This window comes from Polaribacter pectinis (assembly GCF_014352875.1).
Lineage (GTDB): Bacteria > Bacteroidota > Bacteroidia > Flavobacteriales > Flavobacteriaceae > Polaribacter > Polaribacter pectinis.
On the sequence record NZ_CP060695.1, the window covers coordinates 1370985 to 1391666 of the forward strand.

The window sequence follows — 20682 nt, forward strand, 5'->3', positions numbered from 1 at the left end:
AAGTTATAAATGATGAAAAATATAAAACGATTTTCAGCAATTACACTTTTTGGACTAATTTTAATAATGTTCAATTCTTGTGATGATACTTCTGAAACATTTACTATAGGAACACCAACAGCACCAGTTTTAGCAGAACTAAATTTTGCGAAATTAGAATTAGATGCTGTTAACACAACAAACCCAGCAATTAATTTAAACTGGGATGAAGCAACTTACGGACAACAAGCAGCCGTAAATTATGCAATTCAGTTTTCTAAAGACGAAGCTTTTACAGAGCCAGTAACTGCATCAACAATAACAGGGCAAAGTACAATTACATTATCTACAAGCGAAGTTAATGCTGCAGTTGGAAGTGCTGGATTAAATCCTTTCGAATGGGCAAATACTTACATTAGAGTTGCTGCTTCTTTAGGAACACAAAACAGCGAAATTGTTGCTTCAAATGCTATAAAAGTAGAAGTATATCCTTACTTTAATTATGTATTTAACGACTATTATTTAGTTGGAGACGCAACAGCTGCAGATTGGAACAATAATAATAACAATCCTGCATTATTTAGAGATGAAACTGATAGTAATACTTTTTACTACACTGGTTTTTGGAAAGATAATGGACATTTTAAAGTTCTATCTACTAAAGGATTATGGCAACCACAATATGGTACAGATGATGGAGCAAAAGTTGGAGCAAATTTAGGTGGTGGTTCAGACCCAGAAAGATTTCCGTACGGAGGTGGTAATGGAATACCTGGAGGTTATCATACCTTTAAAATTAATTTTGCTAGCAACACATTTACTTTCGAGTCTTTTGATGCTTCAGGCATAACAAGTCCAGCAAGTTTATCAATAAAAGGAACAAGTACAACAGATATTACAATGACTCCTTTAGCTTTTGATGGCCATATTTGGTCTGCAAGTAACGTAAGATTAACTCCTGGAGATTTAGAGTTTGTAACTGGTGCTGGTGCTAAATGGGGAAGTACAACTTCTTTCTCTGGTGTAGCAACAGATGGTGGAGGTGCAATACCTGTAATTGTAGAAGATGATTATGATGTTTGGTTTAATGATTTAACTGGTCGTTATATCTTAATCCCATTAAATTTATAATATCAATTTAACTTATAATAGATAAAAAAATGAAAACATACTTAAAAAGATTAAGCTACTTATTTTTATCACTAACTCTTTTATTAGGAGCTTGTGAAACAGAAGAGAGCTTAACAATAACAAGTCCAGATCCTGTGTTTGAATTAAACACACCTGGTATTAGCAGCATATTTTTAAATTTTGCCTTACCAAACAATCCTGCGTTTACAATTTCTTGGAAAGATCAAATTAACACAACAGGAGATTACACTGTAGAAATGGCTACTGAAAATACTTTTGCAACACCTTTTACTCTAGGATCTACTGCAAATACTAATTTTTCTATGACTGTAGATGAGTTTAACAATGCTATCATAAATACTGGTAATACAGATTTTAGTGATATTGCTATTTACATGAGAGTTAAATCTGCAGATAAAACAACAAATACAATCTTATTGTTAGTAACAACATACCCAGTAAATGCACAAAGTTTTACAGGAATTGCAGATGGAGATGCTTTTGTTTTATCATTAGATAAAAATGATGAAGTTGCTGTTACTATTGGTTGGGAAGACCCTATTTTAGACTCTTCTTTACCTGTAGATGTGGAGTATATTGTACAAGCTGCTGCACCAAACACAAACTTTGCTACACCTATTGAAGTTGGTAAAGTTAAAAATATGACTTCTATAACTTTAACAAATGCACAATTAAATAATATAGCTATTCAATCTGGAATTGCTGTAGATACTGCAGGAGATTTAGAATTAAGAATTATATCTACAATAAAAGATGCAGCTTCTGGAAGTGTTTTAGAAAGAATTAGCAATACTATAACCATTAATGTTACTACTTATTTAACGGTATTAGATTTATCTACTACATGGGGTGTAATTGGTTCTGCTGCAAATAATTGGGGAGCAACTCCAGATTTACCTTTCTTTAAAACTGATGTAAATGGAGTTTTAGCTGCATATGTTACTTTAACTGTTGGTGAAATTAAGTTTAGACAAAACAATAGCTGGAATGCTCCAGACAAAAATTATGGAGATAATGGTGCAGATGGTACTTTAGAAGAAGGTGGTGCTAACATAGCTGTTGCAACTGCTGGTTCTTATAAAATTACTATGGACTTAAACAACCTTACTTACACAATGGAAAACTTTTCGTTAGGTATTGTTGGTTCTGCTTATAATAATTGGGGAGCAACTCCAGATTTCATGTTAGAATATGATCAATATTCAGATGTTTTTAGAGGAATTGTTACTCTTTTAGACGGTGAAATGAAATTTAGAATGAATAATAGCTGGAACGCTCCTGATAAAAATTATGGAGATAATGGTGCAGATGGCACTTTAGAAGAAGGTGGTGCTAATATTGCAACTACAGCAGGAATTTATATTGTTACTGTAGATTTAAATGGTTTAGAATATTCACTTGAAAAAATAGACTATGTATGGGGATTAGTTGGTGGCGCTTACAATAATTGGGGTGCAACACCAGATGCACAATTTACAAGAGATTGGTCTAAACCTTTTAACGATATTTGGATTTTAAATGATGTTACTTTAATTGACGGAGAATACAAATTTAGATCTAATAATAATTGGAATGCTCCTGATAAAAACTATGGAGACAATGGTGCTGATGGTACTTTAGAAGAAGGTGGAGCAAACATAGCTACAACTGCAGGTACATATTCTTTTGTATTAGATTTTTCTGATCCAGCAAATCCAACATATACAAAAAATTAAATTTTAATAAACTTTACAAAGGCTGTCTTTTTTTAAAAAGGATAGCCTTTGTTTTTTATATCTATTCCCATGAAAAAAATTACTTTTCTATTATTATTCATTTCTTATTTAGGATTTAGTCAAGTACAAAATGTTACTTTTAGTGTATCTCCTTCTGCTTTTGAAGAAACTGATGCTATTACTATAACAGTTTCTAATGTAACACCTGCTTCTTGGGGAGTTTCAGATATATATCTTTGGGCTTGGTCTTATGATGAAAACGATCTAAATTCTATGGATTCACCAACTAATGGAAGTTGGACAAATTCTAACGAAGCTCAAAAACTTACTAATAATGGTAATGGAACATACTCCATAACTTTTACACCAACATCTTTCTACAATAGAACAAATATTGGTAGTATTGGCATGCTTGTGAAAGCAAAAAATGGAGATGGAGATAAAAAATCTCAAGATCAAATATACCAGGTTGGAGCTTTTCAACTAACATTAAACACACCTACAAACTCAACAACAATACTAAATTCAGGAGAAACACTAGCAATTAATGCAACTGCTTCATTACCTGCTAACTTCAACTTAAAAGCTAACGGAACTTCAATAGACCAAAAAACAAATATTACGACATATAGCTTCTCTCCTACTGTAACAGAAACTACAACTTATATTTTAGAAGCTACAAATAACGGAGAAACAAAAACAGCTACTTTCCAAGCAATTGTAAGACCAACAGTTACAGAAGCTACTGTTCCTGCTGGAATGAAAGATGGAATTAACTTAAATCCATCAGACAATACAAAAGCTACTTTGGTGTTTTATGCACCTAGCAAAGAATTTATTCATGTAATTGGTAGTTTTAATAATTGGGAAATAAATGACACTTACCTACTAAAAAAAGACACATCAAAAAATCGTTTTTGGATTGAACTTACAGGTTTAACTCCTCAAACAGATTATACATATCAATATATTATTGATGCAGATTTAAGAGTTGCAGACCCATATTCTACTGTAATTTTAAGTGAATCTAATGATCAATACATTAACGCAACTACATATCCTAACTTACCAACTTATCCTACAGGAAAAACAAACCACGCAGTAACTTTATTAAGAACTGGCGATGCTCCATATAATTGGCAAACAACCAATTTTCAAAAACCTGCTAAAACAGATTTAGTAGTTTATGAACTTTTAATAAGAGATTTTGATGCTTTACACACTTTCGATGCAGTAAAAAACAGATTAGATTACTTACAAAATTTAGGTATAAATGCTATTGAATTTATGCCAGTAATGGAGTTTGATGGCAATGAATCTTGGGGATACAATCCTTCTTTTCATATGGCATTAGATAAATACTATGGTAATACAAATTCTTTTAAACAACTAGTTGATGAATGTCACAGAAGAGGAATCGCAGTTATCGTAGATGTTGCCTTTAATCACGCAAGTGGCCAAAATCCATATTACAGAATGTGGAATACAGACAATGGTGGTTATGGTGGTCAAGCTAGTGCAGATAGCCCATTTTTTAATCAAGAAGCAACACATTCTTACAGTGTTTTTAACGATTACAACCACAGCAAACAAGCTGTAAAAGATTACGTAAAAAGAGTTTCTCAATATTGGATTGATGAATATAAAATTGATGGCTTTAGATGGGATTTAACAAAAGGCTTTACCCAAAACTGTACTGCAAGTGATGAAGGATGTACTAATAATTTTCAACAAGATAGAGTTGATGTTTTAAAAGAATATGCAGATTATCAATGGGAAATTGATTCTGAATTTTATATAATTTTCGAACATTTAGGTACAAATACAGAAGAATTAGAATGGGTAAATTATAAGTTAAATGAAGGAAAAGGTATTATGGTTTGGGGAAATCATAATTACAATTACAGAAAAGCAATTGCAGGAGATATTGGCGAGTCTAATTTCTCTAACATCTCTTATAAAAATAGAGGTTGGTCTGTACCTGCAAACGTAAGCTATATGGAGAGTCACGATGAAGAACGTTTAATGTACGAAGCAAAAACTCAAGGAGAATCTCAAGGCACTTATAATATTAAAGACTTGGCAACTGGTCTAAAAAGAGCTCAACTAGTAAGTGCTTTTTTCTTTACAGTTCCTGGCCCAAAAATGATTTGGCAATTTGGAGAGTTAGGTTATGATATTAGTATCAACCAAAATGGAAGAACAGGTAATAAACCTATTTTATGGAACTATTTCGATGAAGCAAATAGAAAAGAAGTTTACGATACATACAGCAAGTTAATCAACCTAAAGTTAAAATATGATATTTTTAAAACTGATGATTTTACCATAATTATTAACACGTTTAACGGATTGCATAAAATCCAATTAACAGACAATTCATCATCAGATATACAAAATATTACAGTTATTGGTAATTTTGGAACAACTACACAAAACATAAATCCAACTTTTCAAAAAACGGGTACTTGGTATGATGTTTTAAATGATGATACAGCAATAACAGTTAGTAACACAAATGCGCTTATTAGTTTACCACCTGGAAATTTTAAAGTGTATGCAAGCAAACCTGCTGCACTTTCTACCAATGATTTATTTGCAGATAGTAGTTTAATTATTTATCCAAATCCTGTAAACGATTCATTTAAATTAAATATTGAAACAAATACCATTACAGTTTTCGATATTAACGGTAAAACTTTAAAAGAATTTAAAGGTGACTTTAAAATTGGAAAAGAATTCTCAATTACTAATTTACAAAAAGGTGTTTATTTATTAAAAGTTTCAAATAAAAACGGAACTAAATTTCAGAAAATTTTTAAAGAATAATTAATAAAAAACAAGACATTTAACTTATTGTTTTAGTGCATTTAAGTCAGGTGAATTCTCTAAATTTATTATCAATATTTGATTGCGTATATTTGATTGCGTATATTTGCAAGAGTTGTTTTTTTTAGCCATTTATTACAAATATACAATTATGCAAAAAAATATTTTAACAATATTTAACTTTTGGGGAGCTCAATATTCAAAAATCAAAAATCTATTTTTTTTAAGTTTGTTGTTAAGTTTAGCAATAAATAATCAAGTAAATGCCCAAACAATACCTAGTACAGGTTCTTCTGCAACTACTTGTGGAGACTGTACACCAACTGGTTGGATAGATTTTTTAGGTACTCCAGATATCTCTACCAGAAACGTAGCTGGTGGTCAAGGAACTTTAGGCTCTGAAGCAACTTGGTTTGCAGCCCCACTTCCACTTCCGCCAACAGGAGATCTTACGTGGATTACTATGAAAGATTTAGGTGGTAGTGGTACAGAAGAATCTGTACAAACCACAATGGGAGGCATAATTTCCGGAAAAGTATATCGTCTTACACTCTACACTATGGGAGCAATTTCTAACGCAGATGGTGGTACTGGTGATGATGAATATTACGGAGGAACTTATAAAACCAAATTTGATTATAGAGTTGGAGTAAATCCAAGACAAGTTGTTTCGGGTGTAACCCAAGATGTGTGGGGAAAAACTTTTTTCTACTTTATTGGTGATCCAGATGGAAGCGGAAATATGACTTTAGGAGTTTTTCCTGGCGAATATTCTTCTTACGCTGGTATTGGAACAACATCACCAGAAAATCTTCTTGTAGAACCTCTTCACCTAGCTGTTGAATTAAATTCTTTAGAAGAATTAGATTCAGATGGTGATGGAATTGCAGACTCTGTCGATATAGATGATGATAATGATGGAATTTTAGATACTGATGAACTTACTGTTGGAGTAACAACCTATGACCCTCTTGGGGATGAAGATGGAGATTTACTACCAAATTATTTAGATATTAGAGATGATGGTACTGGAGATGCTTCAACAACAGATTATAACGATATTAATGGAGATGGAATTCCTGATGTATATGATTTTGATGGTGATGGGATACCAAATCATTTAGATTTAGATGCAGATAATGATGGGATACCAGATATTATAGAAGGACAACCCACAGCAACTTATGTAACCCCAACAGGTGTTGTAGGAGCTAATGGTTTAGATAGTGCATTCGAAAGTGATGATACTCTTGGTGCAACTAGTTACACAATAACAAACACAGATAGTGGAGCAGATACAATTCCAGATTATTTAGATTTAGATTCAGATAACGATGGAACAAGTGATGAAATTGAAGCAAATTCATTTCTTACCTATGAAGTTGGAGAAAATGGATTAGATAATGCGTATGATAATGGAGACGATTATGCTGATACAAATGGAAGTTTCGATAATACCCAAACTGATAATTTCCCTAACACAAGCGCAGTAGATGATCCAGATGATGTAAACTGGAGAGATACAGACACTAATTCTGGAAAAGATACAGATGGTGATGGCATTCTAGACGACACAGATATAGATGATGACAATGATGGTATACCAGATGTCAATGAATGTGCAACCTCAAACACTGCTGCTAGTAATGCTTCTGGTACTCAAAATGAAACGAGTATCACTAATTCTGGTTTTGCTACCGATGCTACAGACAATACTTATGCCGTTTTAAATGATGTTGGAGATAGCTTGGTTATCGACCTAAATAGTGATTCTGACGTAGCAGACAACACACTCATTTTTATTGAGTCTTCTATAACAGGAGACAATACACATACAATGAGAATCGAGCAATCTGCGGATAATATTACATTTTCTAATCAAAAAATATTTACTTGGACAGCAATAAATACAGATGAAAACAAACAATATCGTTTAGATGGCGTTGCAAGATACATTAGAATAAGATTAGAGATAGATAATGGTGGTACTTTACAAATAGATAATGTAAGTTTCGATGGTTTTTCAATAACTTGTGATACTGATGGAGATGGAATACCAAATGAATTAGATTTAGATTCAGACAATGATGGAATTCCAGATAATATAGAAGCACAAACTACTGCAGATTACGTAAACCCTTCTGGAGTAGATACAAACCTAGATGGTCTAGATGATGCTTACGATCCTTTTTGTGCATTACCTGGAGACTGTAGTGGAGTTATTGGTGTAGATTTATCAACCCCAAATAATCATGATGGAGCAGATGTTGCAGATTATTTAGACACAGATTCAGATAATGATGGTACACCAGACAGAATTGAGGCAAATCTATCTATAAGCGGCGTATTTGGTGCAAATGGTTTAGATGCAAATTATGATAATGGTGATAATTATACAGACGTAAATGGTAATTTTGATACAACTCCTTTTGATGATTTTCCAAATACAAATGCCGGAGACGTTCCCAATGATGTTGATTGGAGAGACATAACTACTGAATATATAGATAATGATAATGATGGAATTCCTGATGCAACAGATTTAGATGATGATAATGACGGTATTTTAGATACTGAAGAAGATGCTAATTTAGATACTGATGATGATCCTGCTACGGATCCTACAGATACAGACGGAGATGGAATACCAAATTATTTAGATTTAGATTCAGATAATGATGGAATTCCAGACAACATAGAGGCACAAACCACAGCTGGTTATGTTACTCCTGATGGTGTCTATGACGTTAATGGTGTAGACACAGCATATACTGGTGGTCTAACTCCAGTAGACACAGATTCAGATACTTCTTTAGATTATCTAGAATTAGATTCAGATAATGATGGCATTTTAGACAATACAGAAGCTGGTGTAACTTTAACAGGTGTTTATGGTACTAACGGTTTAGATAATGCCTATGATAATGGTGACAATTATACAGATGTTAATGGAAGTTTCGACGACTCTCAAACAGACAACTTCCCAGACGAAGATAATGATGTTTTTTCTGGAGGAGATGTAGATTATAGAGACGATACTTTTACTATAGACACAGACAATGATGGCGTAAATGATGAAATTGATTTAGATGATGATAATGATGGTATCTTAGATTCTGTAGAACAAGGTATAGATGGAGATTGTGTTGGAGCAGATAAAATTTTAGATTGGGGTGATACAGATGAATTTGGTGGAAATACCACTACAGAAGATCCAACTACTTTAAACGGAGGTACAACTACAGAAAGTAAAGTAGACATTACCTTATCAAGAACAACTAATGTTGGTAGTGATAGTAATTATTTAATAGGTAACTCTGCTATTTCTAATACAACAGATTCATATATTCTAACGCAAAGAGCAGCTGTATCAGCAGAATCAAGACATATATTTACATTTAAAGCCCCAGTAAAGAATTTAGGTTTTACAATTTATGATATAGATGAAGACAATGGTGCAGGTGGTACTTCTAAAGATAAAGTACAGATTATTATTACACAACAAGATGGAAGTACTTATGTTTTAGCTCCAGCAGATTACGACTTAACCGGAACTTCTATTTCACTTACAGGCACAAATATATTTGAAAATGAAGCAGCAAGTGGAAATGATAATGAAGATTTAATAATTAGCTCTATACCAGTTTACATTTCTAAATTACAGATTGTATATACAAATACTGGTACAGGTTCTATATCTGCAAATCAAAGTTTAGCTATTGGAGACTTTACTTACTGCTCTCCATTAGATTCAGACAATGATGGTGTTTTCGATTTTTTAGATTTAGATTCAGATAACGATGGAATTCCAGACAATATAGAAGCTCAAACAACTAAAGATTATATACCGCCAACTGGTAGCTTCAGTATTACCGGTATAGATTTAGCATATGGTTCTGGTTTTACACCCGTAAATACAGATAGTGACCATCCAACAGATTCAGACTTAATACCAGATTATTTAGATTTAGATTCAGATGGAGACCTAACCAACGATATAGATGAAGGTATTATTAATGAAGCACTACCTGCAAATTCTGGAGGAATGTTCACAGGCACCGTTGGCACAAACGGTTTGCTAGACGCTCTAGAAGATGCCGATACAGATCAAGGTTATTCAGATGTTAATGGTATACATGTCAACCCAAAAACTGATGGCTTTTTAGATGATGCTTCAGATAGTGATGTATTAATTGGTGGAGATTTAGATTATAGAGATACAGTTATTGGGGTAGATACAGACAATGATGGTTTTGCTAACGATGCAGATATAGATGATGATGATGATGGAATCCCAGATATTAATGAAAGTGGTGGATTTGATCCAGATGGAGATGAAGATGGTGATGGAACTTTAAATTATTTAGATATTTCTGATGATGATGGAGATGATGGAGGATCTAATTACACGGATGCAGATGGAAACGGAATTCCAGATGTGTACGATTTCGATGGAGATGGTGTTCCAAATCATTTAGATATAGATGCAGATAATGATGGAATTCCAGACAATGTAGAAGCCCAAACTACAACTGGTTATATAGCTCCAGCAACAGTGGGAGACACAGATGCAGATAACGATGGTTTAAATGATGCTTATGATACAGATAGTGGTGGAACAAGTTTGGCCATTCCAAATAATCATGACACACTAGACAATCCAGATTATTTAGACACAGATTCAGACAATGACGGAACTTTTGACATTGCAGAAAATCAGGTTTCTAACGGTACAGATGTTCCTTTAGACGCAAACACAGGAACCTCAACAGACGGAACCCCAGATGGAATTATAGATCCAGCCAACTTTATAGATACAGATGGAGATGGTTTAGCAGACGTTTTTGAAGGTTTAGATAATAACGATGGTTATGATGTAAATGATGAAATTGATACTCCTGCTTCAGATTTACCTGATGAAGATTCAGATGTAAATACAACTGGTAATGTAGATTTTAGAGATGACACAACTGGTGTTGTACCTGTAGGTGTTGCAGGAAATATATTATGGTTAAGAGCAGATAAAGACGTTACAGAAGTTTCTGATGAAGTTACCTCTTGGATAGATCAAACTGCAAGTGAATTCGATGCAACTTCTCCTTCAGGTACAGCTCCTGATAAATTAGATATTGGCTTAAACTTTAATCCTGTCATAGATTTTGATAGTGCTAACGAAGAAGATTTAGATATAGCTAGTGGTATTTTAGGCTCTGGCAGTTACAATAATTTATGGTCTTATGTAGTGGTAAATCCTAATACAGCAGTAAATTCTTTCGTTTTTGTTGAAAATATGGATTCTGGTAATTTTCATGTAAAAACTCCCAGTGACGGAGTATCTTCAATTAGGCAACGTTATGGTGGACCCAATGGATCTAATACTCCTTTTGAAAGTACTCCAACAAACTATTTAAACAATTATTCTATTTATACTTTTGGATCCACTACAACTCCATTGTCTTCTCCAACTGGAGATATTCAAGCAAATCATCAATTAGGTCGTGTTTTAAATAGCTCTAGTGCAGGCAATAGCACAAATGTAGTTACTCGTTTAGGAAATAACGACAATATGGCTATTGGAAGTAATCCTGGAGGTAGTAATAGATTCTGGAATGGCCAAATTGCAGAAATCATGATTTTTAATGAAACTCCTACCGCTCTTAAACAACAGCAAGTAGAAGCCTATTTAGCAATAAAATACGGTTTTACATTAAGTACTACAGAATATGTAGCTGCTTCACTAATTACAGAAGGAGACTATTTTTTAGCAGACCAATCTACCAAAGTTTGGGATTATACTGCCAATAGTGCCTACCATAACAATGTTATTGGTATAGGTAGAGATGATGCAATGGCGTTAACTCAATACCAATCTAAATCTACTAACCCTGCTTACAATGCTGGCAGCAATCCTTTAGGTCCAATTATCACTATAGGTTTAACAACCATTGCAGATTCCAATGAAAACAACGTTAATTTTGGAACTGGTTTTTCAGGCAATAAAGATTTTTTAGTGGTTGGTCATGATACAGGAGTAATAAATACAACCACTGAAACAGAGTTAATTTGTGCTCCAGAGAAAACAATTGGTAGAAAATGGAAAATAGTAGAAAACGGTTCTGTTGGCTCTGTTCAAATTGCAGCTAACAAAGCGGCAATTGATGGTGCTTTATCTACTCCATTTACAATAAAAGTTTTAAAAGTAGCAGATGATGCAGCTTTTACAACAAATATTAACTATGTTCCATTAACAGATACTACTATAAATTCAGAAAATGTATATGAAGCAAACTTTGACTTTAACGGTACAAAATACTTTACATATTCAGAAATTAATGGAATATTCTGGAACGGAGATGACAGTGCTTGGTATGGTGGTAATAGTGGAGCAGTAACAGGTGGTCCAAGTACAAATGCTGCAGATGTAAATAAAGTAATGATAATAGATTCTCAAAGCACACTTACGCACGCAACTCTTACAGAAAGTGTAGAAGTCGAATGTGTATGGGTTAAAGAAAATTCTAAATTAATGGTACAAGAAGATTACTATTTAGAATTTGATGAAGAATTTATTTTAGATGGAGAAATTAGATTAATTGGTGATGCTCAACTAGTTCAAACACATACAGGTTTGTCTAATGTACAAGGTACTGGAAAGTTATTTAGAGATCAAGCTGCTAAAGTACCCAGTATTTACAGATATCATTATTGGTCTTCTCCAGTAAGAGAGTTAAATTTAGACTCTTTTAGAGTTGGTCAAGTCATGAAAGATGGTAGTGCCCCAACTTCATCAACCTCATCCATTGTAGATATCAATTGGGTTTCTGGTTTCGATGGAGCAGATGGAACTCCTATATCAATTGCTCCTTATTGGATATATACTTATTTAAACGGAACAACTCAAGGAGATTATGTCCATCAATATCAAACAGGAGTTTTAGAAAGAGGTCAAGGATACACAATGAAAAGTACTGGTCAAAATCCACAGAACTTTACTTTTGTTGGAACTCCTAATGACGGTTCTATAACGTTTAACATAAGCGCAGGAGCAACTAGCTTGTTAGGGAACCCATACCCTAGTGCTTTAGATATTACAGATTTTATAAACACAAATATTAATGCTATAGACGGTACTTTATACTTTTGGGAACATACAGGAGAAGATAATGTAGTGCCATCGGGCACAGAAGGTCATAATTTAACGGGTTACCAAGGAGGATATTCTCAAAGAAATATTTCTATGGGTATTGCAGCAAATAGCGTTACTACTCCTGCACCTTTAGTTTTTGATTGGGAAACAGCTACAGATAATGGTAGTAATATTACACAAACAGTAGAAGGAATAACAGCAACAGTTCAAATATCATCAGGTTCTATAGGCCTAGAAGATATTAGCGAACCTGCAGACCCAACAGACAACGCTGTTATTAATGAAACTGGTGAAAGTACATTTACAATGACTGTTAGTTTCAGTAAAAAAGTAGATATACAAAGTATAGAAATTTATAATGATGTTTTAGGTACAGACCCACAAAATGTAACTATAACGCCTAATACTGGAGAACCTAGCGCTACAGTTGTGTTAACAAATACTCCATCAGTAATAGTAGATGAAACAGTTTCTGTAGAATGGGTTGATGCAACAGCATTTACAATTTCGAGTGATGAACCTTTTGACCTAGGTTTAAATGACATAAAGTTTACAGAAGGAAACTTACCTAGTTTAGGTGATGGAGTCTACCACCCACCAACGAGGTATATGGCTGTTGCACAAGGATTCTTTGTTTCGTCTTCTTTAACAGGTGGTGAGATTAGGTTTGAAAACTCACAAAGAAATTACAAGGATGATGATTATGGAACAAACGGTGATAATGGTGGTACCTATTTCTTTAGAGGAGAAAGCGATAATAATGAAAGTGAAGATCCTTTAGATCTTTTACCTATCTTAAAATTAGGTTTTAATTACGTAGGTGCCAATCAAGTTAAATTACATAGACAAATAGGTATTTCATTCAGAAAAACAAATACATTTGAATATGATAATGGATATGATAGTGAAATTTATGATGTTGGTGCAACTGATTTCTACTGGAGCTTCCCAGAATATTCAGATAAAAAATTAATTATTGCTGGAGTATCTGAAATTAATAATGAATTAGAAGTTCCATTATCAGTTACTATAGATACAGATGAACCTATTTTTATACAAATAGATGATATTAAAAATATATCTAGAACCGTATATTTATTAGATAAGCTTACAAATACTTATTATACACTTTCCAAGGATAATTTATTAGAATTAAATTTAGAAAGAGGAGAATATTTAGATCGTTTTTATTTAACTTTTAATACAGATAGCACATTAAATACAGAAGCCCCTATTTTAGATACAAGCCTTGCAGTATTTATGGATAACAAAGCAAACGAAATAGTAATTAATAATTTAGATGGATTACAAATAAATAAAGTTGAGTTATTCAATATTTTAGGGCAAAAAGTAAAAGAATGGAAAAATATAGAGAACAAACCACAAAATAGGTTAAAAGTAAATAAATTATCAGCAACTCTCTATATCATAAAATTACAAACAGAAAAAGGAAAACTTACTCGAAAAATTTTAGTAGACTAGTTTTTATATTTCTTTAAATTCATAAAAAAGAGCAGATTAATTCTGCTCTTTTTTATGTTTAAAAAAAAAGATGTTATTCATTTTATCTTAAGTTTAAAAATAAATTAATATATTAGCCACTATATTATTAGACTTTATTGTTTTTTAATAACCCCTAAATTATTACTTTATGACCCCTAAATCTAAAAGTAAATGGTTGTTGTTACCATTTATAATGCTATTTATTAATTTAAATAGTTCAGCACAAACGTATAATATTAATGATGCTTCTGTTAATGGTAATACCATTACAACAAACACAGGTACTTTTTATGATTCTGGTGGTTCTGCTGGAAATTATGGAGATAGTGAAAATACCTCAACAACTTTTAAATCTGCAAACGGTAACCCTATTCAATTAGATTTTACAAATGTTTCAATAGAGCCAAATGGAGCTGGTTGTTATGATTCTCTTACAGTTTATGATGGTACTAGTACAAGCGCAACAAGTTTAGGAACTTTTTGTGGTTCTTCTAATTTTACTGTTGTTTCAACAAATACAGATAATGCGCTACATTTTGTTTTCTCTTCAGATGGATCTGTAACCGAAAGTGGTTGGGAAGCAACAATATCTACTACAACTGCTTCTAATCCAATAAATACTTTAGGCTATAGTTTCGAAAATACTTTAGATGGCTGGACAAATGCTGGTGGTGATCAATTTGATTGGACAAACAGAGAAAACAATACACCATCAAGCGGAACAGGTCCACAAAGCGGAGCGCAAGAAGGTATATGGTTTATGTACATAGAAACTTCTGGAGGAGCTACTAATGATAATGCATACTTTCAGAAAGAATTTGACTTTACAGGAGAAATAAATGCGCAATTATCATTTTACTACCATATGTATTCTCAAACTTCCAATTCAAATATGGGAACACTTAATGTGTTAATTAGTAATAACAACGGAAGTAGTTATACAAACGTTTTTACAAGAACAGGCAATCAAGGTAATGGTTGGTTAAACCAAACAATAGATTTAAGTGCCTACGATGGACAAACTATAATTATTCGTTTCGAAGGTGTAAGAAATACAAGTTGGCAATCTGATGTTTCTATAGATAATGTAGTTATAACATCAGAAACTGGATCTTCAACACCAAAAATAGACATTACAATTACTGCAGATCCTAAAACTAAAGAATTTGGAGATACAGATCCTGCCCTAACATACACAATAACTTCTGGTAGTTTAGAAAGTGGAGATACTTTAGTTGGTAATATATCTAGGTCGCCAGGAGAAGTTGTTGGAAACTATACTATAAATCAGGGTAGTTTATTAAATACAAATAATCCTAAATATAACATCACATATGTTTCTGCAATTTTTTCTATCACATCTAAAGATACAGATGGAGATTCTTATGCAGATGATATAGATATTGACATGGATAATGATGGAATATTAAATATTGATGAAAGTTGTGTAAAACCAGGGGCAGCAGCACCAGAAAGTGATCAAATAAAATACTCTTATGAGAATTTCGATGTTTATGCTATTGGAGGTAACACAAATAATGGTTTAGGTTATCAAGAATCTGGTTTTCAAGAAGCTGCTTATTCTAAAGGATTAGATTTAACTGTTCTAAATGGTAGTAATGATTTTAATTTACCAAATACAGTTACAGATGGAAGTGCAGGAACAACAACCGGTACATTTTCTAATGGAAATTTATCATATGTTACTACTGCTGTAAACACAGCTGTTCGTAGAAATCAATTTAGAAGAACAACTGGTGCCTCATTTAGGTCTGGAAATTCTGGTGATGCCATCTATGTAAAACCATCCATTAATTTAGCTGTTGGTGAAGATTATACTATAAATATAGACTTTACACAAGCTGTACATGCTTTTAGCTTCGATTTAATAGACATCCTAGACACTACTCAAGATCCCGTGGACTTATTACTTAGATATGAAGTTTATGCAGATTCAAAACTAATTGCATATTTTGAAAGTGGTTTTATTGGTGATGATGCTACTGCAACTGTTAATATTTTTGATGCAGATGACATTAGTAGAGGAACCATGATTGTGGGGCAAAATACAGAGTCTACAATTGGTTTTCTGTCAAACACAACAATTAGTAAGGTTTCTATCGTTCATAAAGTACTTAATGGAACTGTTGCAGGGTCTTATGTAGATTTACATGGTATGGATAATTTTGTTTGGAGTACAAACAGTATCTCTTGTTTTGCAAATAGTTTAGATGTAGATGGAGATGGAATACCAAATGAAAGAGATTTAGATTCAGACAACGACGGAATTCCAGATAATATAGAAGCACAAACAACCATAGAATATATTGCGCCTAATTATTCATATAATACAAACGGTTTAGACACAGCATATATAGGCGGATTAACCGTAGTAAATACAGATGGAAATGGTAATGCAGATTTTACAAATTTAGATTCAGATGGTGATTTCATTTTTGACACTGTAGAAGCTGGTTTATCAATAGATACAGATGGTGATGGTAAAACTAACGGCAGTGTAGGAGAAAATGGTTTAGACAACAGCATTTATCCTGCAGATGATTATAGCGATGTAAATGCAAATATGGATATCCCTACAAGTTTACCCGATTCAGATAATGATGCGCTAACAATAGGTGATGTAGATTACAGAGACATTCATCCATCTGGAACTCCATTAATTACGCAAATTCATCAAACTAGTTCTAACAAAATTATTGAAATTACCAATATTCATCCTACAAATTCAATTTTAGCCAATAGTATTAAATTTTCTCTATTTAAAAATAAAACAGGAGACCAAACAAATATTACACCGGATGAAATTTATACAATCCCAACAGATTTAAATCCAGGAGAAACTATTTTAGTTTCTAATACCAATATTATAGACATAGCAGATAGTAATGATATTTTGTTGCTTACGCACCCAAATGGTATTGCAACTGGAATAACCGCTTGGAAAAACAGATACGACACCACAAGTAATATAAATAATAATACTTCTTATGTTAGAAGTGATGAAATCTCTTCAACAAACAAAAATTTTACAACAACAGAATGGATTGCTTTTGTAGATGACGCTTTAGATCCTTATAGAGATGCTGGTTCTGGTGGACCAGAAAGACATCCTCATGATCCTTTATTATCAGAAATTACAAATGCAAATGCAGAATCTAATATGTTATTAGGAAAACATAGAATTAATCCTACTAATAGATCTGGTGGATCTTGGAGTAATGGCTTTCCAGATAGAACAAGAAGAGTTGTTATTGCTGAAAACTATAGTTCATCACAAAAATTAAGCGCAAAAAAATTAACAATTAATTCTGGAAACAAATTAACCATTACAGACAACCTTTTAGTTGTTTCCGAAGATATTATTTTAACAGATGTAACAAGTGAAATTCGTTTATCTGGCACATCACAATTAATTCAAAGTCACACTGCAACAAGTAAAAGTGGTGGTAGTGGTAAACTATTTATAGACCAAAATTCTACTTTAGCAAGTACATACAGATACAATTATATGAGTTCTCCTGTTGGAGGAACAAGTTATACATTAGGTGATGTTTTAAAAGATGGTTCAGATCCAACATCTGCCACTTCTACTCCATTAGATATTGAATTTGTTGGAGGCTATAATGGAGATACTACATCTCCAATAAAAATTGCAGAATATTGGCTTTTCACATATGCAAGCGCAGACGGAAGCTACTCTAATTGGGTACAGAAAAAAAGTACTGGTTCTATACCTGTAACTGATGGTTACTCAATTAAAGGACCAGGACAAGCACAAAACTATACATTTGTTGGAACACCAAATGATGGAAACTTAACAACTTCTATAGGGCCAAATGAATCGTATTTAGTAGGTAATCCATATCCTTCTGCTATAAGTACAAAAAAATTTATTGAAGATAATAGTAGCGCTATAGATGGTACATTATATTTCTGGCAACATGCAGGAGAAGAAGATATTGCTAGTTCTAATATAGCTGGTCATAGTTATAGCGGTTATATTGGTGGTTATTCTACAAGAAATATTGCTATGGGTTTAGCTGCAAATCAAGTAAGTTCTAACGATAACAGTAATGACAACACTCCTTCTTTAGGATCTGGAACTTATACAACACCAGAAAATTATATTGCAATAGCCCAAGGTTTTTTTATAAGCGGAGATGCAGATGGAGGAGATGTTGTGTTTAATAATAGTCAGAGAGAATTTATAACAGAAGGGTCTGAATCTATATTCTTTAGATCTAATAATGATGAAGATGATGAATACACCAGACCTAGATTACCTGTTATAAAACTAGGAATGGATTATACAACTGTAGAAAACAGAAAAACACACAGACAAATTGGTATTTCTTTTAACCCAAATAATTCTTTTGCTTATGATGTTGGTTATGACAGTTATATGTACGATTTATCTGATTCTGATATTTACTGGAGATTTCAAGGAGATGAAGACAGTAAATACATTATTGCTGGAGTTCATGAAATTACTCCACAATTAAGAGTTCCTCTAGAAATTATTTTAGCTAAAGATGATGAAATTACAATTCAAATAGATGAGTGGAATTTAAGAGATCAAAGAGTATTTTTATATGACAATCATACAGGAATATATTATCCTCTAAAAAACAACAAGGCTGTTTTAAATTTAGAAAAAGGAACTTATGAAAACAGGTTTTTTATAACTTTTTCTGAAAAACAAGAAGCATTATCTACCACAGATGATAATTATTTAGCAAATAACATTTCTATCTTTTATAACAAAAAAGAGAACGCAATAAACATAAATCCTACAAACAATATCAATTTAGTAAATGCTGAATTATATTCTATTCTAGGTAAAAAAATCTACTCTTGGAAATTTTCAGAAAATGAAAATCAGAATAAAAAGCTAAAAATAAACTCTCTTTCTAAAACTGTATATATTTTAAAGATTGATACAGACAAAGGAAAAATATCAAAAAAAATAATTATAAATTAATATAGAAACTTAAAATAGTATTTTTTAAACCTTTTTAATTATCCCCTAAAATTAAAAATTAAATGATTGCTTTTCAAAACGTACCCCCACCTACGCCACCACCAGATCCAGTAGGTTTACCAATAGATTCTGGTCTTGTATTTCTAATGCTTCTTGCTGTATTATACGGAAGCTATTTTATCTTAAAAACACAAAAACACGCTAAAAATTTAAAGTTAGAGTAAATGTTTACGAAGTTCAGATATGGTAATATCTAGCGCTTCTTTTGTAGTATATTTAGAAAAAGAAAAACGTACAGAAGTTTTATCTACTTCTGTACCTACCAATATTTCTGATAGTACGTGAGAACCTTTATTACTTCCACTTTGGCATGCAGAACCACCAGAAACAGCTATTCCTGCTAAATCTAAACTGAATAATAACATGTTGTTTTGTATAGGAAAACGTGCGCTTAAAATTACATAACTGCTTTTATCTAAATCTGATGAAAGTCCGTTAAACACAATGTTTTCTGATATTTTTTTCAATTCAGAAATAAAATAAACCTTTAGGCTTTCTATATGATTTTTATCTTTTTGCAAATTAGAAACAGCAATCTCTAGCGCTTTTTCCATACCTAAAATAGCGTGTACATTTTCGGTACTAGATCTTGCTCCTTTTTCTTGATCTCCACCATGTAACATTGGCAAAATTCCAAATCCTTTTTTAAAATAAGCAAAACCAACACCTTTTGGCCCATGAAATTTATGTGCACTTGCAACCATAAAATCCATTGGTGTTCTTTGTAAATCTATTTTGTAATGCCCTATAGCTTGTACAGTATCAGAATGAAATAAAGCGCCATACTTTTTACACATTTTACAGATATCATCTGCAGGCAAAATGTTACCAATTTCATTATTTATGTACATTAAACTCACTAAAGTAGTATCATCGGAATCTGATAATAATTCTTCTAAATGAATTAAATCTATAACCCCAAACTCATCTACATTTACATAATTCACATTAATATTATATGTCTTTTCTAAATAATTACAAGTATGTAAAACTGCATGATGTTCTATTTTAGACGTAATAATTGTTGTTACTCCTAAATTTAAAACAGCATTATGTAAAATTAAATTATCTGCTTCTGTACCACCTGCAGTAAAAATAATTTCGGCAGCAGAAACATTAAGTTGTTTTGCAATATTTTTTCTTGCAGTTTCTACAGCAGATTTTGCTCTTCTACCAAATTGATGTGTAGAAGATGGATTTCCATAAGTATCTTGCATAGAAGTGTGCATAACTTCTAATACTTGCGCATCCATTTTTGTAGTTGCTGCGTTGTCTAAATAGATAGATTTCATAAG

7 protein-coding genes are annotated in these 20682 nt (G+C 32.5%); 6 read left to right on the forward strand and 1 reads right to left on the reverse strand.

The features are described from left to right. Positions 1-9: 9 nt before the first annotated feature. From H9W90_RS06355 to H9W90_RS06380, 6 genes are all read left to right on the forward strand, one after another. On the forward strand, positions 10-1110 hold the full coding sequence (locus H9W90_RS06355; RefSeq protein ID WP_187483610.1) for a SusE domain-containing protein: 1101 nt from the start codon (positions 10-12) through the stop codon (positions 1108-1110). A gap of 29 nt (positions 1111-1139) precedes the next feature. Continuing rightward, a complete protein-coding gene (locus tag H9W90_RS06360) occupies positions 1140-2846 on the forward strand; it encodes a SusE domain-containing protein (RefSeq protein ID WP_187483611.1) in 1707 nt (568 codons plus the stop codon). Positions 2847-2915: 69 nt separating this feature from the next. Then, the gene (locus H9W90_RS06365; RefSeq protein WP_187483612.1) at positions 2916-5675 is read left to right on the forward strand and encodes an alpha-amylase family glycosyl hydrolase; all 2760 of its coding nucleotides are present in this window, start codon (positions 2916-2918) and stop codon (positions 5673-5675) included. A gap of 151 nt (positions 5676-5826) precedes the next feature. Then, positions 5827-14304 carry a T9SS type A sorting domain-containing protein gene (locus tag H9W90_RS06370; RefSeq protein ID WP_187483613.1) on the forward strand — a complete coding sequence of 2826 codons (8478 nt, stop codon included), beginning with the start codon at positions 5827-5829 and terminating at the stop codon, positions 14302-14304. Positions 14305-14473: 169 nt separating this feature from the next. Further along, positions 14474-19327 carry a DUF8693 domain-containing protein gene (locus H9W90_RS06375; RefSeq protein WP_187483614.1) on the forward strand — a complete coding sequence of 1618 codons (4854 nt, stop codon included), beginning with the start codon at positions 14474-14476 and terminating at the stop codon, positions 19325-19327. A 62-nt stretch (positions 19328-19389) separates the two neighbouring features. Further along, the gene (locus H9W90_RS06380) at positions 19390-19551 is read left to right on the forward strand and encodes a hypothetical protein (RefSeq protein WP_187483615.1); all 162 of its coding nucleotides are present in this window, start codon (positions 19390-19392) and stop codon (positions 19549-19551) included. On the opposite strand, the gene H9W90_RS06385 is transcribed toward H9W90_RS06380, so the two are convergent. Beyond that, complete coding sequence (locus H9W90_RS06385; protein WP_187483616.1) at positions 19543-20679, reverse strand: cysteine desulfurase family protein; 1137 nt, start codon at positions 20677-20679, stop codon at positions 19543-19545. The genes H9W90_RS06380 and H9W90_RS06385 overlap by 9 nt on opposite strands. Positions 20680-20682: the final 3 nt, after the last annotated feature.